The sequence below is a fragment of the Haloarchaeobius iranensis genome, from assembly GCF_900103505.1.
Lineage (GTDB): Archaea > Halobacteriota > Halobacteria > Halobacteriales > Natrialbaceae > Haloarchaeobius > Haloarchaeobius iranensis.
Window position 1 is genome coordinate 16,237 of record NZ_FNIA01000005.1, and the last position, 20,502, is coordinate 36,738.

The 20,502-nt window shown below is 68.8% G+C and carries 12 protein-coding genes; 8 read left to right on the forward strand and 4 right to left on the reverse strand.

The genetic code is table 11. The annotated features are described in order from the left end of the window. Positions 1 to 81 precede the first annotated feature (81 nt). A complete protein-coding gene (locus BLT27_RS05490; RefSeq protein WP_175526393.1) occupies positions 82 to 1,509 on the forward strand; it encodes a right-handed parallel beta-helix repeat-containing protein in 1,428 nt (475 codons plus the stop codon). A gap of 36 nt (positions 1,510 to 1,545) precedes the next feature. On the opposite strand, the gene BLT27_RS05495 is transcribed toward BLT27_RS05490, so the two are convergent. Then, a complete protein-coding gene (locus BLT27_RS05495; RefSeq protein ID WP_089732040.1) occupies positions 1,546 to 4,854 on the reverse strand; it encodes a S8 family serine peptidase in 3,309 nt (1,102 codons plus the stop codon). 247 nt (positions 4,855 to 5,101) lie between these two features. After that, complete coding sequence (locus BLT27_RS05500; RefSeq protein ID WP_139172259.1) at positions 5,102 to 7,471, reverse strand: hypothetical protein; 2,370 nt, start codon at positions 7,469 to 7,471, stop codon at positions 5,102 to 5,104. 339 nt (positions 7,472 to 7,810) lie between these two features. Here BLT27_RS05500 and BLT27_RS05505 point away from each other — a divergent pair, with 339 nt between their 5' ends. From BLT27_RS05505 to BLT27_RS05530, 6 genes are read left to right on the forward strand one after another with little or no spacing between them, the layout of a single operon-like run. Next, positions 7,811 to 9,181: a diaminobutyrate--2-oxoglutarate transaminase gene (locus BLT27_RS05505; protein ID WP_089732042.1), complete on the forward strand. Its 1,371-nt coding sequence runs from the start codon at positions 7,811 to 7,813 to the stop codon at positions 9,179 to 9,181. Between the two features lie 56 nt (positions 9,182 to 9,237). Further along, positions 9,238 to 10,662, forward strand: a complete 1,425-nt coding sequence (locus BLT27_RS05510) for a pyridoxal phosphate-dependent decarboxylase family protein (RefSeq protein ID WP_089732200.1) — start codon at positions 9,238 to 9,240, stop codon at positions 10,660 to 10,662. After that, positions 10,659 to 12,473: an IucA/IucC family protein gene (locus tag BLT27_RS05515; protein WP_089732043.1), complete on the forward strand. Its 1,815-nt coding sequence runs from the start codon at positions 10,659 to 10,661 to the stop codon at positions 12,471 to 12,473. Before BLT27_RS05510 ends, BLT27_RS05515 begins: the two co-directional genes overlap by 4 nt. Beyond that, positions 12,470 to 13,138: a GNAT family N-acetyltransferase gene (locus tag BLT27_RS05520; RefSeq protein WP_089732044.1), complete on the forward strand. Its 669-nt coding sequence runs from the start codon at positions 12,470 to 12,472 to the stop codon at positions 13,136 to 13,138. The genes BLT27_RS05515 and BLT27_RS05520 overlap by 4 nt, the downstream gene beginning before the upstream one ends. Then, positions 13,131 to 14,606, forward strand: coding sequence for a lysine N(6)-hydroxylase/L-ornithine N(5)-oxygenase family protein (locus tag BLT27_RS05525; protein ID WP_089732045.1), 1,476 nt, complete (start codon positions 13,131 to 13,133; stop codon positions 14,604 to 14,606). The genes BLT27_RS05520 and BLT27_RS05525 overlap by 8 nt, the downstream gene beginning before the upstream one ends. Beyond that, positions 14,603 to 16,477, forward strand: coding sequence for an IucA/IucC family protein (locus BLT27_RS05530; RefSeq protein ID WP_089732046.1), 1,875 nt, complete (start codon positions 14,603 to 14,605; stop codon positions 16,475 to 16,477). Before BLT27_RS05525 ends, BLT27_RS05530 begins: the two co-directional genes overlap by 4 nt. 23 nt (positions 16,478 to 16,500) lie before the next feature. On the opposite strand, the gene BLT27_RS05535 is transcribed toward BLT27_RS05530, so the two are convergent. After that, entirely contained in the window at positions 16,501 to 17,055 is a 555-nt protein-coding gene (locus BLT27_RS05535) for a diaminopimelate epimerase (protein WP_089732047.1), read from the reverse strand. 537 nt (positions 17,056 to 17,592) lie between these two features. Between BLT27_RS05535 and rdfA the strand changes: the two genes are divergently transcribed. Beyond that, positions 17,593 to 18,180, forward strand: coding sequence for a rod-determining factor RdfA (rdfA, locus tag BLT27_RS05540; protein WP_089732048.1), 588 nt, complete (start codon positions 17,593 to 17,595; stop codon positions 18,178 to 18,180). Here the strand turns inward: rdfA and BLT27_RS05545 are convergent, their stop codons facing one another. After that, entirely contained in the window at positions 18,181 to 20,115 is a 1,935-nt protein-coding gene (locus BLT27_RS05545) for an archaea-specific SMC-related protein (RefSeq protein ID WP_089732049.1), read from the reverse strand. Positions 20,116 to 20,502 lie beyond the last annotated feature (387 nt).

Consider the following 20,502-nt stretch of genomic DNA (forward strand, 5'->3'; position numbering starts at 1 on the left):
GTCTCCCGTGTCGGGCGCTGCCGGCAAGAGCGTTCCTCCGACGGCGGAAACAACTATACTCGCTGAATGACACGAACTCGCATGGAAAAAGACGTCACGCGACGCCGGCTGCTCGGTGCGGGTGCGACCATCGGCATGGGCAGCATCGCGGGCTGCTCGGGCAGCGACGACGCCGGAACGGCGACCGGGAGCGACGACACGACCAGTGCCGAGCCGACTGCAGGGACCACCGAGCAGGCGGAGACGACCACCCAGGAGCCGGTCGCCGACGGCTCCGGGCTGCTTCCGGCAGCCTACGTCGTCACGAAGGAAGACGGCGAGATCCGGGCCTACAACGGACAGACGCTCGAGGTCGAGTTCAGCGGTGCGGCCGGCGGCGAGGACGGCCGCGTCCTGCAGGCGACGTTCGACGCGATGGCGAGCGGACGCGTGACTGGTGGACGGGTGTTCATCCGTCGCGCGGAGTACACGCCGGACCGCCAGTTGTCGGTCAGCAGCAGCCACACCGAGGTCCGCTCCGACTTCGCGTGGCTGACGTTCCAGGACCACCCCCGCGACGACGGGGAGTCCCAGGCCGACTTCACCGTCGAATCCCGTGACGGCACGACCGAGCACGTCGAGGTACGCGGCCTCGTCCTCGATGCGAACAAGGACGCACGGACGGCGCGGACTCGAACCGCCGACGTCCGGGCCGACACTCGCCACGTGACCTTCCGAGACTGCGTCATCTTCGGCGGGAAGAGCGTCGACGGCGACGGCGGCTACGGTATCGGCGAGGACGACGACGCCGACTACGTCACCATCGAGAACTGCGTCGTCCGCGACAGCGACCGCCACGGCTACCACACCTCCGCCCCCCACGTCCGCATCGTCGACTCGACGTTCCTGAACAACGCCAAAGAGACCGGCGACGTGTTCGACCTCGCCGCCACGGACGCCGTCGTCGCGAACAACCACTTCGAGGGCAACGGCCACGGCATCAAGATAGACGACTCGGACGCCGAGGGCGGCCGCATCGTCGTCACTGGCAACGTGTTCGTCGACAACTACCTGCCCGACGTCGCCTCCGGGCAGATAGAGTTCGCCGACACGACCGTCGACTCGGTCCACGTCAGCGACAACACGTTCGTCCTCCCCGACATCGACGCCACCGAGACCTCGGCGCACGTCCTCTTCGACTCCGACGAATCCCTCGGGAGCGTCCGGGTCCGGAACAACCACTTCGAGGGCGGTGGTCCCCAGGCGCTCACCTGGTTCACCGAGACCGGTCGCCGCCTCCGGACCCTCGTCGTCGAGCACAACACGTTCGAACGGGTTCCGAACGATGTCGGGCTGCTCGCCAGCGCGGAGCGGCTCCTCGTGCGCGACAACCTGTTCGCGTGCAGCGGCGACCGCGGGCGTCTCGAGGTCAAAGAGTGCTCGGCCGGCGTCGTCACCGGCAACGTGACCGACGGCGCAGGCATCGACGTGCAGTCGGACCTCGTCGTCGAGCGGAACTACGAGCTCTGACCGCCGCGAAAAAATCGGCGTCGTGGCTGGCCTGCGTTACGCAGCGAGCGCCAGGCTGCCGTCGGCGGACTGCGGCGCGACGACGTTGTCGCCGACGATCTCCTCGAGGATGAGGGTGACGTCGGCGGAGGTGACCTGGCCGTCGCCGTTCATGTCGGCGCAGGACGCCTGGAAGTTCGCGGGCTCCTGCCCGACGATGTACTGCTGGACGAGCGTCGCGTCCTGGACGGTGAGCGAGCCGTCCTGGTTCACGTCGCCGGCCGCACAGGCCGCGGTCTCGACCGCGCCAGCCTCGTACTCGACCGTCGGTGCCGTCCCGTTGGTGTACGTGACCAGCGAGTCCTCGGTGACCCACTCGACGCTGGCGGACCGGTCGTAGTCGTCCATCAGCACGTCGAACTGGACGTCGACGAACTCGGGGGCGTCGACGCCGCTGGCCTGGGCCTGTGCCATGTAGACGACGCCGTTCTCGTTGTCGATGTTGACGACGGGGTCGGCCATGTCGACGCCGGAGACGTCGGTGACCTGGAGTCGGCTCGCGTTGAACGTGAGCTTGGCCTGGTAGCCGGCCAGGCCCGAGAGGTCCTGCGAGCGGACCGTGACGCTGCCGGACTCGCCGGGCTGGACCGTCGTCTCCGTCACGTCCACCGTCCCCGCGGGCTCGACGACGGAGTCACCGGCGGCCCACTGCACGGAGTTCGCCAGAAGCTGGTCGGCCGCGGCGGTGTAGGAGCCGTCGGGGCTGTAGGACCAGCGCCCGAGCGTCGCCGCGAGCACGTCACGGCGCTCCTCGTCGACGGCGAGACCGGCGCCTTTCACGCCGGCGTTGGCGGTCTCGAGGTTCGCGAGCACCTGCGCGTCGGTGTCGTTGAACCACGAATGGGTGTTGAAGGAGGTCGACTGCTGGAGCTGGACGCTCTCGCCGGGTGCGGCGACCCCGTCGAGGATCGGGTGCTCGGCGGTCGCCTCGTAGGAGAGAACGCCGTCACCGTAGCCGAAGCTGGTGTTGGCCGGGTCGTCGAGCGCGACGGCGCGGGCGTCGATGCCGTTGCTCGCGGTGTCCACGCCGCCGTAGTTGTCGAGGTAGACGACGCCGGTCGAGTCGTCGGCAGTTGCCGCGGTGAACGAACCCGCGTTCGCGGGGTCGAGGTTCTGGACGACGAGCGCGTCGTAGCTGTCGACGTTCGCGACGGCCGTCGACGAGTCGACGCTGGTGACGCGGTAGGCGTCGGGCAGGGACCCGTCGAGTGTCTCCACGATACCGGCCGCGTTGGACCCGCTGTCCTCGACGACGGCGACGTCGGTGACGCTCCCGTACACCGCGCTCGGCCCGGTGGTGACCTCGACGGTCTCACCGAGCCCGCTGAAGGTGTGCGTGACCGAGATGTTGCCGCTGGTGCCCTCGGCCGTGGTGATGGTGATGGTGCCGGTCCCGGTCGTGGGCTCGCCACCGATGCTCTCGCCCCACGGGACCTCCTGGCCGTCGACGTACAGGGTCGCGTCCGCCTCGCTGTAGCCGTCGGCGAGCGTCGCCGTGTACGACTCGAGGTTCGCCGCGCGGACGGTGAGCGTGACGTTCTCGCCACCCTCGACGATGTCGCGCTGCCCGTCGAGCAGTTCGACGTCGAGCGTCGGCGAGAGCGAGACGTTCTGGGCGGTGAAGTCGCCGTCGACCGTCACCGTCGTCGTCGCCGACTCGTAGCCGAAGCCGCTGACGGTCACGTCGTAGGTGCCGTTCGGTGCGACGATGCTGTACTGGCCGCTCTCGTCGGTCGTGTCGGAGCGACCGTCACCGAGGACGACGGTCGCTCCCTCGACGGGGGTGCCGTCCGGACCGGTGACCGTCCCTTCGACGCCCTGTTCGAGGGCGACCGTGTCGACGGCGGCCTTGGCGTTGACGAGACCGGAGCCGTAGCGGGTGTCGTTCTCGGCGGGCTCACCCTCGGGCTTCCAGGCGGTCTCGCGCAGCGTGGTCCGGATGTCGCCGTTGCTCAGCGTGTCCGAACCGGCCGCGGACTCCATGAGCGCGACGACGCCCGCGACGTGGGGTGCGGCCATCGACGTGCCGGAGAGCTCCGCGTAGCTGCCGCCCGGCTGTGCGCTCTTGACAGCGACGCCGGGCGCGGAGACGTCCGGCACGACGTACTGGTCGGGCCAGTGCTCGGGGGCGGCGTCGCCCCATGCCTGGCTCGTGTTGACGGTCATGCCGCTGGAGAAGTCGGCGATGCCGTAGCTCTCGTTGGACGCGCCGATTGCGACGGCGTCGTAGACGTTGCCGGGCGAACTGCTGAAGCCCTCGCCGTCGTTGCCGGCGGAGGCGATGACGATGGTGCCCGCCGCCTCGGCGTTCTGTATCGGCTCGATGGTGGAGTCGGTGTAGCACGCGGTGTCGTCGACGATGCAACCCAGGCTCATGCTCATCACGTCCGCGTCCTCCTGGATGGCCCACTCCATGCCACCGAGGATGGCGGCGAAGGTACCGCCTTCGGGGGTGAGGACGCCACCGTGGATGAGGGTCGCGCCGGGCGCGACGCCGATGTGCTCGCCGCTGGCGTCGCCGCCGGCGACGGTCCCGGACGTGTGCGTGCCGTGTCCGTCCGCGTCGTACGGCTCGCTACCGGGGATGACGGCACCGCTGCCGTTGAACTCGGCCCAGCCGCCGGGGTAGGTCGCGTTGCCGGGCTCCTCGGTGTAGAGGTCGATGTCGGGATGGGACGGGTCGATACCCGTGTCGAGCACGGCCACCTTCACGCCCTCGCCCTGGGTGCCGTAGCTGTCCCAGACCTCCGTCGCGTTGACCTGGTCCAGCCCGTACGTGGTGTCGTAGCCGCTCGTCGAGGCCGCCTCGGGTGCCGAGGACGCCTCGCGCGGCTCGGGGGTCTGCACGTCGAAGTTCGCGTGGAGCTCCTCGACCGTCGGCATCTCGGCGATCTCGGTCAATGTGACCTCGCTCGTGTCGACGCTGAGGAGCATCGCGTTGGTGATCCAGAAGCGGTTCTCGACGGTAACGCCGTCGCGCCGGTCGGCGAAGCGGACGATGCGCTCCTGGCTCCGTGTGGCCCGTCGCTGGAGCTGCGATACGGCCTGTGCCTGGCTGACGCTCTGGCCGAGTTCGGCGTCCTCCATGCGGACGATGACCTCGATGGTCCCCTCGCTGTTCTGGAGGGAGCTGTGTATCTTCTCGCTCGGTGCAACTGATTCGGTACTGGCCGCGGTCGTGTCCGCCACTTCGGACGGCGACGACGATGTCGCCGGTGTCGCCGCCGTCGCGCCCACCGCTGGGGCGACGATGGACAGCGACAGCATGCAGACGAACAGGACCGCGAGGAGTCGTGATCTCGTCATTGATGTTGGTCGGTGTCGAACCGTGTTCGACAGTGCACGTGGATTGTTGGCGTACCGGGGGTTAAATATTTGGAAGACAGAAGATGAATTTAACCTCAAAAGAATTGGTGCTAGTAGCTAGGAAAAACAAATTATTCCCTGGTTTCGACCGTCTCGGTCTAGTTCGATAGTCGTCCGTAGCCGTGCTTCATTCAGCTGCTGGTGGCGGTCGGCACGGGACCGGAACGGTTCGCCTGAAGCAACTCCCTCACTCGGACGTGAGGGCCGATGACTGGGCGAGTCGGCCGTGGTGGACTGCCTTGATCGCGACGAGCCCTTCGTTGCGGAGCCGTTCGTCGTCGAGCATCGACACGAGTGTCCCCACGTGTGCCTCGAACAGGAGTGGATACGACCCGGCGAGGGACACGACGGTACCCGCTGCAGCCTCTCTGATTGCCGTCGTGTCCGCCGACACGAGTGCCAGCAGCTCGCCGTGTGCGTCGACGGCGAGGTCTGGTCGCACCGTCGCGAGTGCGTCGAACGTCTCGGCGGCGTTCTCCCGTACCTTCGGGTTGTCGTCGTCGAGACAGCGCTTTATCGCCGGTACCGAGGGCTGGACCACCGACGGCTGCGTTTCGGCGAGTCGGCTGAACAGCAAGGTGGCGTTGACCCGCGTGGCGTCGGTCGAGCTGTCGAGGTGTGGTCGTAGCACCGCGGCCGAGTCGGCGACGGTCTCGGGGTATTCGTCGGCCAGATGGGCGGGCACCAACGCGAGGTTCCCGTTCGAGAGGTCGTCCGCCGCGAACTGCAGGAGACGTTCTAGTTCGGGGAGGAGCGCGGCAGGGGAATGCTCCGCGAGTCTGGCCAGCACGAGCGCCGCGTGTGCACGAGCCCTCCTGTTCTCGTCTGTCAGCGTGTCGTACAGTGCCTCCCTCACAGGCAGGACGGCGTCCGGTTGCTCGTCGGCGACGGTAGCGAGCACGAGTGCAGCCTTGTTCCGGAAACCCGGCTCGGGGTCGTTGAGGCGGACACAGATCGCATCGACGAGAGGAACCACCGCGTCTACGTCCGTCTCCGCGACCGTTCGGAGCCAGTGCAACGCGCCGAGACGGAGCAGTTCGTGGTCGGAGTCGAGCAGTTCCGCGACACGCTCGGTCGGTAACGTCGTCGCGCCCGGTTCCGCAGCCTCGACCTTCTGGAGCCTGTTCAGCGCCTCGTCGACGACACGCCACTCTTCATCGTCAAGCTGTCGGACGAGTGTTCGAGCGACAGCTCCTGCCGTCGGGGACTCGCTCTCACCAAGCCGCCCCAGCGCCTCCACGGCGGCACTCCGGAGGTGCCATTCGGTGTGGTCGAGTCGATCGAACGCCGCACTCACGACCGGTTCGCCGCCCGGTGGGACGACCCGGGAGACGAGTTCCTTGTCCGTCGGTGCGTGCGCCGCATCCGGTTCGTCGTCCCCACCCACCGGATTCGATGGCGACGGTCGTGACGCTGTGTTGGCCGCGTAGGCCTTCGACAGGACGACCAGAAACCCGGCATCGGCCATGTCCCACCGACCGAGCGTGCCCAGCAGGTCGGTGCCCCGCTCCCTGACTAGCGCGTGTTCGTCGTCGGCGACCGACATCAGAGCTGGAAGCGCCTGGAGGACGAGGTCCTCGTGGTCCGAGGTAACGGCGGAGAGGCTGGTGGCGGCGAGCCGTTCCGTGTCGTCGACACGATCCGCGGCTTCCCCGAGTGCTCCGAGCACGGCGGCTCTGAGTCGGTACGACGGCTCCGTCTCGGCACCGGTCAGGAGCTCGTTGTGCCAGTCGTCCAGCAGTTCCGGCTGGCCGTCAGCGACGTGATAGACGCAGTGAACTGCCAGTTCCCGTATCGGGCGGTCGTCGTCGTCGTTGAGCGAACCAACCACCGCAGCGAGCTCTTCGTCCGAGAGGGTCTTCCCATCGTAGGCATCGCGTGAGAGGCGCCGCAGTCGGTTGTACTGGTCGACGCTGCGGTCGGGCAAGCGGTCCACCTCGCCCATTGCGACTTCGCCCAGCAGGACCGGGGCCCCGAGGAGCAGCAGGAACACGAGGTCATCCAGCGCGACCGAGAGCAGGGCGCCGACGCCGAAGAGACCGACGACGCCGAGACCGAGGGTGTGGAACGTCGCCAGTTCGGCCCGCCCGTGTCGGAGGAGGTAGTCAAGCCCCTTCGACGAGCCCCTGATGGTAGCCAGTCTGTCGAGCCGACGGCCGACGTTCGCCAGGTCGGTCTTGCTCGGGAAGCCGGTGAACGCCAAGGAGGCGCCGAGCCACAACGCGGCCATGGCCGGGAGCGAGACCTGTAGCGGTGCCCCGGACAGGGCTTCGACGTACCGGTCCAGCGTCAAACCAGACGGGTTCGATGGCTGGAGCGCACCGAAGAGCAGGAGTCTCGCCAGGAGAAAGCCGCCGAGGGACCCGACTGTACTCAGTACCAGTGGTGCGACTGCGACCCCGAACACTGCGAAGGTCGAATCGACGTCCTCGTGGCTGACGTACGCCCGTCCGACGATGTCCCTGGTGAAGCTGCCCGGCCACTGGAACAGCACTACCTCCTGCAGTTCGATTCCGAGAAGACGGCAGACGGCGGCGTGACTGAGTTCGTGCGTCACGACACCAGGATACAGGAGTACTCGATACAGATTCGAGAGCGTGACCCCGACCCGTGCGGCGGCTGACCGACCTGGAACGGTCCCTCCTCTCAGCATCTGAGTTGGACTGCTCGTGGTGATGAGTAGTAGTTTCCGGCCGAGTCGGTCGCAAGCCGGCGTACTGCTGGCAAGAGCGCAACCGAAATATGTTACTGCAAAATGTCATCAGTTCTTTAGGCAAGCCTAAAAACCACAGCACTTATACCTGTTTAGGCTAGCCTAAAATCTGATGCGAGATATGGAACTACCAAAGGTAATTCGGCACAGAGACGATGCGGGAAACCGCGGAGGAACGGACGCGTGAGCTACCAGCAGCAGGGGAACGACGCGATACTGGCACAGCAGGCCGACCGCGAGTCGAGCGCGCGGTCGTACCCGCGGCACCTCCCGCTGGCCATCCGCGAGGCACAGGGTACGGTCGTCACGGACATGGACGGCACCGAGTACTACGACTGCCTCGCGGGTGCGGGCACGCTCGCGCTCGGGCACAACCACCCGCGCGTCGTCGAGGCCGTAGAGCGAGTGCTCGACGCGGACCGGCCCCTCCACACGCTCGACATCTCGACGCCGGCGAAGGAGCGGTTCGTCGACTCGCTGCTCGCGAGCCTGCCGGACGAGTTCGCGGAGCGAGCGAGGGTCCAGTTCTGCAGCCCCGCCGGCACCGACGCCGTCGAGGCCGCGCTCAAGCTCGTCCGCACCGCCACGGGGAACCGGAGCATCCTCGGGTTCCAGGGAGCCTACCACGGGATGACCGACGGGTCGCTCGCGCTGATGGGCGACACCGAGGTCAAGTCCTCCGTGGGGGGAACGCAGCACGACGTCCACCACCTGCCGTTCCCGTACGAGTACCGGTGCCCGTTCGGTATCGGGGGCGACGCCGGTCACGAGGTCGCCAGCGAGTACGTCGAGAACCTGCTGGACGACGCCGAGAGCGGCATCACCGACCCGGCCGGGGTGATACTCGAACCCGTCCAGGGCGAGGGCGGTGCCGTCCCCGCGCCGGACCCGTGGCTCCGCGAGATACGGCGCATCACGCGGGAGCGGGACGTCCCGCTCGTCGTCGACGAGATACAGGCCGGCCTCGGCCGGACCGGCGCGACCTACGCGTTCGAGCACGCGGGCATCACGCCGGACGTCGTCACGCTCTCGAAGGCCATCGGTGGCGGGCTCCCCCTCGCGGTCGTGGTCTACGACGAGGCACTGGACGTCTGGGAGCCCGGCGCCCACGCGGGGACCTTCCGCGGGAACCAGCTCGCCATGGCGGCGGGCGAGGCGACCATCGACTACGTGATCGAACACGACATCGCCGACCACGCGGCCGAGATGGGCGACCGGCTCCGCACGGCGCTCACGGAGACCGCCGCGGGCGTCGACGCGATCGGCGACGTGCGCGGTCGGGGGCTCCTGCTCGGCGTCGAGTTCGTCGACCCCGACGCGGACTGGCAGGGGGCCGGGCCGCACGCACCCGACGGCGACCGTGCCGAGGCCGTTCAGGCGGCGTGCTTCGACCGCGGGCTGATCGTCGAACTGGGCGGACGCGACAGCGCGACGGTCCGGTTCCTCCCGCCGCTGACCATCTCCGCTGTCGAGGTCGACGAGGTCGCGAGCATCTTCGACGCGGCCGTCGAGGCCGTCGTCGGTGCGGCCGACCAGCCGGGGGTGGCGGCGTGACCGTCGACGACACGTTCCTCGGCTCACGCGGGGGTGACGAGGCGTACCGGGCGGCGATGCAGCGGACGACAGAGGCGGTGCTGGCGCAGGTGGCCGACCGCGAGCGGCCGTACTCCGGCCTGTCGCCGGCCGAGCTGGCCGACGCCGTCGCGGAGCCGGTCCTCCCCGAGGAGGGCGTCGGGCTCCCGGACGCCATCGACGACGTGACCGCGGCCGTGCTGCCGCACTCCGTCGCCACGTCGCACCCGCGCTGTGCCGCACACCTCCAGTGTCCGCCCATGGTGCCCGGGCTGGCAGCGGAGGCGCTGCTGACGGCGACGAACCAGTCGCTCGACTCGTTCGACCAGGCACCCGCGGCGACCGTCCTCGAGGAGCGGGTCGTCGACGCCCTCTGTGACCTGTTCGGGCTCCCGGAGGAGGGCGATGGCGTGTTCACCAGCGGCGGGACGCAGTCGAACCTGCAGGCGCTCCTGCTCGCCCGCGACCGCTACTGCGCCCGGGTCTTCGGGCGGAACGTCCAGAGTGCGGGGCTGCCCGCCGAGGCCGACGCGCTCCGTGTCGTCTGCTCCGAGGCGGCCCACTTCACCGCACAGCAGGCCGCTCACCACCTCGGGCTCGGCGAGGACGCGGTCGTCACGGTGCCGACGGACGACCGGCAGCGGATGGACCCGGACGCGCTCGCGGCGACGCTCGCCGACCTCGAGGCCATGTCCCGCCAGCCGTTCGCGGTCGTCGGGACCGCCGGGACGACCGACTTCGGCAGCATCGACCCGCTCGACGCGCTGGCCGAGCGGGCCGCCGCCCACGACTGCTGGTTCCACGTCGATGCGGCCTACGGCGGTGCGGTCGCGCTCACCGACGAGTACGCGTCGCTGCTCGACGGCATCGAGTGGGCGGACTCCATCGCCGTCGACTTCCACAAGCTGTTCTACCAGCCCATCAGCTGCGGGGCGTTCCTGCTGCGCGACGGGGACGACTTCGAGTGGATGGCCCGGAACGCGGCCTACCTCAACCCCGAGGCCCACGACGACGGCGGCGTGCCCAACCTCGTCGCCAAGTCGACGCAGACGACGCGGCGGTTCGACGCGCTGAAGCCGTACCTCGCGTTCCGCGCCCTCGGCCGCGAGGGGATGGCCACCCTCGTCGGGCGGACGCTCGAACTGGCCGACGAGGCGGCTGCGCTCCTCGACGCGGCCGAGGACTTCGAGCGGCTGCACGACCCGACGCTGAACGCACTCGTGTTCCGGTACCGCCCCCGCGAGGGGATGGCGGACGCGGCCGTCGGCCGGCTGAACGCGGCGGTCCGGGAACGACTCCTCGAGGACGGGCGCGCGCTCGTCGCCCGGACCGAGGTCGACGGCGTCCAGAGCCTGAAGTGGACGCTGCTCAACCCGACCTGCACCGTCGAGGACCTCGCCGCGACCCTCGACGTGCTGCGCGAGTGTGGCGCCGACGCCCTCGCCGGGGAGGTGTCGGCATGAGCCTCGGCGTCGAGGCGGAAGCGACGGCCGACGTCGACCCCGACGCCCGGGCCGACGATGCGGCCGTCCACGCGTTCCTCAACAGCTACCTCCGCGAGACCGGGGCGTACGAGGTCGTCGACGAGGCCGTCGGCGGCGTCGACCCCGGTGCCGACGGGCTCGCCCGCACGACGCTGCCCGCCCAGGGCATCGACCTGCTCGCCCCGCTGGCGTACCGCTCGCCGACCGAGCGCCACCTGTTCGAGACGCCGGTCCGGTACCGGCTCCCGGACGGCTCGGTCCACCCCGCGGACGCGGCCACGCTCGCCGCGCTCGTCGTGCGGGACCTCAGCCGTACCGAGGACGGCGACGCGGTCCCCGAGGAGCTGCTCGAACGAGTCCTCCGGAGCAAGCGCGCCGTCGCGTCGTTCGTCGACGCACGGGCGGGCGACGACGACCGGCTGTACGCCGAGCGGCTGTCGTTCCGGGACGCCGAGCAGGCGCTGGTCTTCGGCCACCATCGGCACCCGACCCCGAAGAGCCGGGCGGGCATCGCCGAGCGGAACCGGGCGACGTACGCGCCGGAGCTCCGCGGGTCGTTCCCGCTGTCGTACGTGCGGGCCGACCCCGAGCTGGTGGCGACGGCGTCCGCCCTGGACACGTCCGCCGCCGAGTGGGTGAAGAGCGCGCTCCGCGAGGACCCCGCCGTCACGACCGACTTCGTGGAGACGCACGTCGAGAGCGACGACGTGCTGCTGCCGGTCCACCCGTGGCAGGCGGACTACCTCCGCGACCAGCCACACGTCGCGCGCCACCTGGGCGACGGGCTCGAGCACCTCGGGCAGGTCGGCCAGACGTTCCACCCGACCACCTCGGTCAGGACGCTGTACAGCCCGGCAGCGCCGTTCATGGTGAAGTCGTCGCTCTCGGTGCGCATCACCAACTCCGTGCGGACGAACAAGCGCCGGGAGCTCGAACGCGGCGTCGCCGTCGCCGAGCTCCTCGACACCGAGCTGGGCGACGCGCTCGCCGAGCGCTTCCCCGACTTCGACGTCGTCCGGGACCCGGCGTACCTCGCACTCGATGTCGGCGAGGGCCCCGAGTCCGGGCTGGAGACGGTGCTGCGGGCGAACCCCTTCGGCGGCGAGGGCACCACGAACGCGACGCCGGTCGTCTCGCTCTGCCAGGACGCCATCGCCGGCGAGTCACGCATCGGGCGGCTCGTCGGGACCATCGCCGAGCGGGAGGGCCGGAGCACCGCCGACGTCGCGCTCGACTGGTACCGCCGGTATCTGGAGCGGTCGGTGCGGCCAGTCCTCTGGCTCTACCTCGACCGCGGTCTCGGCGTCGAGGCCCACCAGCAGAACGCGGTGCTCACGCTCGACGACGACGGCTATCCGGAGACGTTCCGCTACCGCGACAACCAGGGGTTCTACCTCCCCGAGTCGAAGGCGGCCGACGTCGAGCGGTACCTGCCCGGCGTCGGCGACCGGCTGGGCACCGTCGAACCCGACCTCCTCACCGACATCGCGATGGGCTACTACGTCCTCCAGAACAACGCTCTCGGCGTCGTCAACGCCCTCGGCTGTGCCGGCGTCGTCGACGAGCGACGCCTGCTCGGGGCGCTCCGGGACGAGCTCGAACGCGCCCGCGACCGGTACGACCACGCGGCGTCGAACGTGCTCGACCTGTTCCTCGACTCCGCGACCGTGCCCTGCAAGGCGAACCTGCTCACGCGGTTCCGCGGGATGGACGAGCTGGAGAACGACATCGAGAACCAGTCCGTGTACAAGAACGTGACCAACCCCCTCGTCACCGAACTCGACAGATGACGGCATCCGACCCCGACGACCTGGCGTACGCACCGGGCCCGGACGAGACGATCCGGTCGAACTACGTGTTCCAGCGGTACGACCGCGACATCGAACGGACGGTATCGTTCCGGCCGGCCTCGATGGAGCGGGACCTCGGGCGGCTCCACGCGTGGCTCGGCTACGACCACGTGAAGCCGTTCTGGCAGCTCGACCTGCCGCTGCCGGAGTTCCGCGACCGGCTCGCGGAGAAGCTGGCCGACGACCACATGACGCCGTACATCGGCTACGTCGACCACGTCCCGATGAGCTACTGGGAGGTGTACTGGGCCGCAGCGGACGACCTCGCGAACCACTACGACGCCGACCCGGCCGACCAGGGCGCACATCTGCTCGTGGGCCCACCCGAGTACCTCGACCGGGGCTACGCGACGGCGCTCATCCGGGCGCTGGGCATCATGCAGTTCTCCCACCCGGAGACCGAGCGCGCCGTGGTCGAACCCGACGCCCGCAACGACGTGGTCATCCACGTCCTCCGACAGTGCGGCTTCGAGCCACGCAAGGAGTTCCACTTCGAGGAGGCCGAGAAGGACGCGCTGCTGATGGTCTGCGAGCGGGAGGCGTTCGAGGACGCGCTGCTCGCGAGCTCGCCCGCCACGCTCGCACGCGGAGGGAGCGATGACTGAGACGACGGACCACGCCGCGACGGGAACCGATGCGGCGTCCTCCGCCAGCACCGACGACCAGCGGGTCCACGACGTCGTCGGCGTCGGCGTCGGCCCGTTCAACCTCGGGCTCGCCGCGCTGCTCGACGGTGTGGACGCGGACGTCGACGCCGTGTTCTGCGAGCGCGACGCCGAGTTCCACTGGCACGAGGGCATGCTGCTCGCGGGGACGACGCTCGAGGTGCCCTTCCTCGCGGACCTCGTGACGCTCGTCGACCCGACGAACCCCCACAGCTACCTCAACTACCTGCGCGAGACGGGCCGTATCTACGAGTTCTACTTCTACGAGACGTTCCAGACCCCGCGGCGGGAGTACGACGACTACCTGCGCTGGGTGGCCGAGCGCCTCGACAGCCCCCGCTTCGACCGGGAGGTGACCTCCGTGCAGTGGGTCGCGCCGGGGGGGCACGGGGCTGGCGACGACCCCGACGGCACCGCCGACGAGGGGCACTACCTCGTGAGCGCGCACCACCCCGAGACCGGCGAGGAGTTCGAGTACCGCGGCGAGCACCTCGCACTCGGCGTCGGTTCCCGTCCGCAGGTCCCCGAGTCGCTGCAGGGCCACCCCACCGACGAGGTGTTCCACACCGCCCGGTACCGGTACGAGCGGGCGGGCGCGCTCGACGCCGACTCTGTCACGGTCGTCGGCTCGGGCCAGAGCGCGGCCGAGGTGTTCCACGACCTGCTGGAGCGCCAGCCCGACCACGGCTACCGGCTCGACTGGCTCACCCGGTCGGACGGCTTCTTCCCGATGGAGTACTCGAAGCTCGGCCTCCAGCACTTCGCGCCGGAGTACGAGCAGTACGTCTACGACCTGCCCCAGGACGTGCGCGACGACCTCATCCCGGACCAGGACCTGCTGTACAAGGGCGTCGACCCGGACACGAGCGCCGCCATCTACGACCTGCTCTACCGGCGGTCGGTCGGCGACCGCGCGCCCGACGTCGGGCTGTTCGCCATGACCGAGGTCCGGGACATCGTGGCGACCGGCCAGGGCTACGCGCTCGACTGCCACCAGTGGCAGGCCGAGGAGTCGTTCGTCCACGAGAGCGAGGTGGTCGTCCTCGGGACCGGCTACGAGCGACCCGTCCCGGGATTCCTCGAGCCGCTCGAGGAGGCGATCCACTGGGACGAGCGGGGGCGGTTCGCGGTCACCGCCGACCACCGACTGGCGATCGACCACCCCGGCGACGTGTTCCTCCAGAACGCGGAGGTCCACACGCACGGCGTCGGCGTCCCGGACCTCGGGCTGGGGCCGGACCGGAACGCCCGGTTCGTCAACCGGCTCCTCGGTCGCGAGCGCTACCCCGAGGACAGCGACACGGTCTACCAGGACTTCTCGGTCGAACAGTTCGTTGAGCACGCCCCGGGCGCGACCCGCCAGCGCGCGGGCGAACCGACCACCGCAGCTACCTCCGACGACAGATGAACCCGAACGACACGCTCCGAGACGACGCACTGCGCCCCGAGATATGGGAGACCGTCGAGCGCCGCCTCCTGACGAAGATGGTGGAGGAGTTCGCCTACGAGACGATCGTCGTCCCCGAGCCCGTGGCCGACGGGAGGGCCGACGACGTGCACGCCGACACGAGCCGTGCCGACCACGACGACTGGGGACGCTATCGCTTCGAGCTGGGCGACGCCGCCTACCGCTTCGCCGCGAGCGAGCGGCTGCTCGACACCCTGTCGGTGCACGAGGGGACCGTCGAGCGACGGAGCGACGACGGCTGGCGGCCGGTCGAGGACCCGCTCCGGCTGCTGCGGGACCTCGGCGCCTCGACCGACGACCTCGACGGGCTGACCGAGGGGAACCTCGTCCGCGAGTACAGACGGACGCTGCTCGCCGACGCTCACATTGAGGCCCGGCGGCGCGAGCGCGACGGCTTCGACCCGACCGAACTCGACTACGCGCACCTCGAGGGCGAGATGGACGGTCATCCGTGGATCACCTACAACAAGGGCCGGCTCGGGTGGGGCTACGACGACTACCGGCAGTACGCCCCCGAGCTGAAACAGCCCGTGACGCTCTCGTGGGCCGCCGTCAGCCGCGAGCGGGCGACGTTCGTCGCGACCGACGACCACGACCACGAGTCGCTCGTCCGCGGCGAGCTCGGCGACCACTACGGCCGCTTCCGTGACCGGCTCGCGACGAAGGGGCTGGACCCCGACGACTACTACTTCCTGCCCGTCCACGACTGGCAGTGGTCCAACAGCGTCGTGCCGCTGTTCGCCGGCGACATCGCCGCCGACGACGTCGTCCCGCTGGGCGAGGGGCCCGACGAGTACCTCCCCCAGCAGTCGGTGCGGACGTTCGTCAACGTCGACCACGACGAGAAGCACCACGTGAAGGTGCCGATGCGCATCCTCAACACGCTCGTCTGGCGCGGGCTCCCCGGCGAGCGGACGAAGCTCGCGCCGACGGTCACCGAGTACATCACCGACATCTACGAGGACGACGCGTTCCTGCAGGAGCAGGGTGTCGTCCTCCCCGGGGAGATAGCCGGCGTCCACTACGACCACGGCGACTTCACCGCGGTCGACGACTCGCCGTACCAGTACCACGAGCTCCTCGGCGCGGTCTGGCGCGAGTCCGTCTACACGTTCCTCGACGACGACGAGCAGGTGGTCACGCTCTCGGCGCTCATGCACGTCGACGGCGAGGGCGTCCCCTACCTCTCGCGGCTGGTGGAGGCCTCCGGTCTCACCCTCGACGAGTGGCTCGCCGAGTTCTTCGACACGGTGCTCCCGCCGCTGCTGCACTTCCTCTACAAGTACGGGACGGTGTTCTCGCCGCACGGGCAGAACGCGATGCTGGTCGTCTCGGACGGCCGTCCCTCGCGGCTGGCGGTCAAGGACTTCGTCGACGACGTGAACGTGAGCGACCAGCCACTCCCCGAGCTCGACCGGCTGACCGCCGGGATGGACGACGTCCTCAGGAAGGAGCCACCGGAGGGGCTCTGTCAGTTCATCTTCGGGGGGCTGTTCGTCTGCGTCCTCCGGTACGTCGCCGACGTCCTCGTCGAGCGCGAGGGGTACCCCGAGGAGCGGTTCTGGGGGCACGCCCGTCGGGCCGTCCTCGACTACCAGGCGCGGTTCCCCGAGCTCGAGGACCGGTTCGAGCTGTTCGACATGTTCCAGCCGAAGTTCTTCAAGCTCGCACTGAACCGGAACCGCATCTTCGATTACGGCTACGACGACGCGCCCGGCCGGCCGCACGCGTCGGTCCACGGCTCGGTGACGAACGTCCTCGACGAGGTCGATGCGGTGGAGGCGCCGCGGCCGGGCCCCGCGGACGACTGAGCGTCATGCGACGGCTGTAGCGGTCACCGGTCCGTGGTCTGTGCGGCCCCGTCCGTCGTCCAGTCATCCGGTTCGCCGCCACCGCCGTCGTCACACGACGAGTCGGCAGTCCACGGACTATCATCGCGCCCGTCGGACACCGGACCCCTGACGACGGGCGGCCGGCTCTCGGGGAGCGACACCGCGAGTCCGGTCGCGTGGGTCGGGAGAGCGACCCTGTCACCGACCTCCACCGACACCTCCCGGCCGTGGCTCTCCGCCCGCCGCGTGCCCGCGAGCGTGTCGAGCATCACCGCGTCGGTCCCGGCCCGGTCCATCGCCCACCGTGCCGCACAGAGTGCTCCGTTCGCGGGAACCGCTTCGGTCGTCCCGTCGGGTCCGTAGGCGGTCAGCACGACGCGTGGCGGGTCGTATCGCTCCTCCAGCGCACAGAACAGGACACCGTCGAGCGCCGGCGCGCCGTCTGCTCGACACCGCGACCGGGCGAACGCCCGCCGGTCGGCGATGCACGCCTGTGTATCGACCACGAGGTACGCGCGCCCCGCGGTACGGTAGGTTCGGGCCGGGCGGTCACTCATCTGATCCTCACCTCGAGTTCCAGTTTCGGGTGTTCGGCGGGTCGATTCCGGTGAAGGCGGGTCGTCTGCTGTACGGGAATCGGGGGACACATAGCCAGTTTTAGGTCGACCTAAAACTTAAGCCGTCCGGTCCGCCCACAGGGAGAGTTCACCTTTCGACGGGTGCCACGGGCCGGTGACGCTACCGGCGGTGCTCGACAGTACTGTCTGTCTTTAAGATAAGGAAATTTATGGTTATTAAGCAGATAATATGACACGAACTAGATAATAAAATTCACAAGAAAAAATTAGATTTTAAATATTGAGGCCGTATTCAGACTATATAATTAGCAAAACAGTATTTATTCTCAGAATAACCACGTTATAGAATACTACAAGAAATAATTTATAATCAAAGCTAGTACAGAAATATAACTCATATGTAATATTTTGATAGCTCCTGCGCGTGCTCTGCCCGGCCGACCATCCCCAAACCTAACGTCCGTACTGATGTTACGTTTCGCAAGCTACTTCCCGATAGCCCGACAATCCGGGGACATGGCAGGTGACGGGAGCCGGCGCGGCAAGGTCGCGCGATTGATCGACGAGCACGACCTCGACGGGGACTGGCTGGTCGAGGAGTGGACGCGCCCGGACGACGAACGGAAGAGCTTGCGACAGCTCGCCGACGCGTTCAACCGACGGCTGCTGGCGGCCGAGCTTCCGGACGTTGGGCCGACGCAGGTCGAGCGCTACCACGAGGCGCTGACCGACGACGACGCGAGCGCGGGGGTGCGGACGGAGGTCGAGGTCGAGCTCGCAGACCGGGGCATCGACGTGGACGAACTGCGCGGCGAGTTCGTCTCGTACCAGTCTATCCGGACCTACGTCCAGGCACGGGGGGCGAGCTACGAGGGGCGGTCGGCCGAGGAGCAGCGCGCGAAGGACGTCGAGAGCATCGAGCGGCTGCGTGGGCGGCTCGCCTCGGTCACGGAGGAGCGGCTCGACCGAGGCCGGCGGGCGGACCGGCTCACGCTCGGGGAGTACCGGCTGTTCGTCGACGTGACCGTCTACTGCGAGGACTGCGGCTCGCAGTTCGAGGCGACGGAGGTGCTGGAGACGGGCGGGTGCGACTGCGATTCGTAGCTATATCTCGGTGACGTAGCGGTAGTCGTCGTCGAGGGCGGCGGCGTCTTCGGGCAACAGCGCGACGACGAGGAAGTCGGCGTAGTCGGCGAAGTGCGCGACGAGGTCGGTCAGTCGCTCCGCGTCGATGGCCTCCAGCGAGTCCAGCAGCATGAACGGGACTGACTCGTACACCTCGTGGACGAGGTAGCCCGCGAGCGCGAACACGAGCCCCGTCACCTCGCGCTCGCTCTCACTCAGGTGGTCGACCGTGTCCTCGTAGGTGGTGCCGCTCGCGGTGCTCCGGACGATGTGGAGCTCGAACGTCGACTCGACGTCGCCCCCGCGGCCGCCGTCGGTCTCCCGTCGTTCGATCCAGACCCGTTCGACGTTGTCGTAGTCGAGGACGCCCAGCACCGTCTCCATGTGCTCGTTGAACGCCTCGACGGCGTCGCGCTCGATGCGCTCGACGCGGGTCCGGAGGTCGGTGAGCTGGTCGGCGACCGCGTCGCGTTCCCCCTGGAGGTCCGCCTCACGGTCGAGCCGGGATTCGATACGCTCGATCTCCGCCTCCACGTCCGCGAGGTCGTCCTCGAGTCCATCGATCTCGAACTCCAGCTGGTTCGCCTCGCGGTGGCGGTCGAGCACCTCGCCGTGCTCGCGGGTCTGCTGCTCGTCGACCTCGGCCTCGAGTGCCTCGATGTCCTCGGTCAGCTCGCGGCGTCGCGCCTGGAGGTCGTCGAGGGCGTCGCGGCGTCGGTCGAGCTCGTCCTCGACCCGTCGGAGGCGGGACTCGGCCGACTCGCGGCTGGACTGCGCCCGTTCGAGCTCGCGTTGCTCCTCGCGGAGCGTCTCTATCTCGTCCTCGACGTCGGCGAGGTCGTCGAGCCGGTCCTGCCTGACGGAACGGAGCTCCGCCACGGTGGCCGCCACCTGGTCGGCCTCGACGCGCGTCCCGCAGGTCCAGCAGGTCACGGTGTCGTCGACGAGCTGGTCCGTCAGCGCGCCGTCCTCGTCGTCCCCGCCCACGTCGTCGGGCAGGCTCGTGTCCCCGTCGAGCAGCTCCTCGTTGAACTCGACGATGCTCATGAGCTCGGAGAGCTGGGCGTTCAGCTCGTTCTTTCGGGTCCGGAGTCGGTCTATCTCGCGTTCGAGGTCGGCGCTGTTACCCATCGGCGTCTCGGGCAGTTCCGCGAGTTCGTTCTCCACATCGCTCCGCTCCGCCCGGAGCGACTCGATGCTGCGCTTCTGGGACTCGATGTCGCCGCGGACAGACTCGAGTTCCGAGCGCGTCTCGGAGAGCGCCGAGAGCTTCGACTCGAGAGCCTGTTTCTCGCGTTGGCTGGCCTCGACGCTCGCGTCGGCGTCCTCGATGAGCCCCTCGACCTCGGCCAGCTCGGCCCGCTTCTCGTCGATGGCGTCCTCGATGCGGGTCCGTTCGGCCTCGAGTTCCGGGAGCTCTCCCTTCAGCGAGTCCAGTTCGTCGAGGCGCTCGTCGAGGTCCGCCTTCTCCCGTTCGAGGTCGGCGATCTCCTGCTCGATGGCGGTCGTGTCGATGGGGCGCATGAGCAGTTCGCGGAGGTCGCCACGCGTCGCGACCGCCCGTCGGGCCTCGTTGTCCTCGAGGAGGAACGCGAAGAGTTCGGCCAGTTCTGGGTCGTCGGTGAATGGGTCGCCATCGGTGGTGACGGTCCCACCGGCGGTGCGTCGGAGCGTCCGCGTGTACGTCTCGTCACCCAGTTCGAGATCGACGCGTCCCTCGTCGGCGTCGCGCTTGAGGCTGGCGTCGTCGCTACCGACGGCGGCCATGACGCTCTGGAGGAACGACGTCCTGTTCGTTGCGTTCCGCCCGGACAGGACTGTTACGCCCCGTTCGAGCTCGACTGTCGCGTCGTCGATGCCGCCGACGTTCGACACCGAGAACACCGCATGGTCTGCAGTCTCTACCGAATCCATGTTCCGCACGTCGAACGTGGTGGATATAAACGTTCGTGGTCGGGCACCCGCATACGCGGAGAATAACAGCAGTACTCTTGTTATGACTGGGCTCGGCCGGAGTACTCCATCGATGGACCTGTTCACGTGACGAAACGGTCCGGGGGGGAGTCGTCGATGCGCGTCGGTCACGAGCCCCCGGAGCGGTGCTCGCCAGGCGCTGTCTGGCCGGTCCGTCGGGCGATTGTGGGTTGTCCCAGGACGGAGATGGTGCGGTCGACCCGCGCACTGATTTCGCATTACGAAATTCCGGAGTGGGTGGCGTTCGCAACCGACCGCGCTGGCTCCTGCCGGCGAGATGCGTTCCACGACACCCACGTCGTGGGTTTCACCCCGTTTTCCGGTCGG

Coding starts and splice junctions, on each gene's coding strand:
- BLT27_RS05490 (WP_175526393.1), top strand. CDS start 82: ATGGAAAAAGACGTCACGCGACGCCGGCTGCTCGGTGCGGGTGCGACC.
- BLT27_RS05495 (WP_089732040.1), bottom strand. CDS start 4,854: ATGACGAGATCACGACTCCTCGCGGTCCTGTTCGTCTGCATGCTGTCG.
- BLT27_RS05510 (WP_089732200.1), top strand. CDS start 9,238: ATGCAGCGGACGACAGAGGCGGTGCTGGCGCAGGTGGCCGACCGCGAG.
- BLT27_RS05515 (WP_089732043.1), top strand. CDS start 10,659: ATGAGCCTCGGCGTCGAGGCGGAAGCGACGGCCGACGTCGACCCCGAC.
- BLT27_RS05520 (WP_089732044.1), top strand. CDS start 12,470: ATGACGGCATCCGACCCCGACGACCTGGCGTACGCACCGGGCCCGGAC.
- BLT27_RS05525 (WP_089732045.1), top strand. CDS start 13,131: ATGACTGAGACGACGGACCACGCCGCGACGGGAACCGATGCGGCGTCC.
- BLT27_RS05530 (WP_089732046.1), top strand. CDS start 14,603: ATGAACCCGAACGACACGCTCCGAGACGACGCACTGCGCCCCGAGATA.
- BLT27_RS05535 (WP_089732047.1), bottom strand. CDS start 17,055: ATGAGTGACCGCCCGGCCCGAACCTACCGTACCGCGGGGCGCGCGTAC.
- rdfA (WP_089732048.1), top strand. CDS start 17,593: ATGGCAGGTGACGGGAGCCGGCGCGGCAAGGTCGCGCGATTGATCGAC.
- BLT27_RS05545 (WP_089732049.1), bottom strand. CDS start 20,115: ATGGATTCGGTAGAGACTGCAGACCATGCGGTGTTCTCGGTGTCGAAC.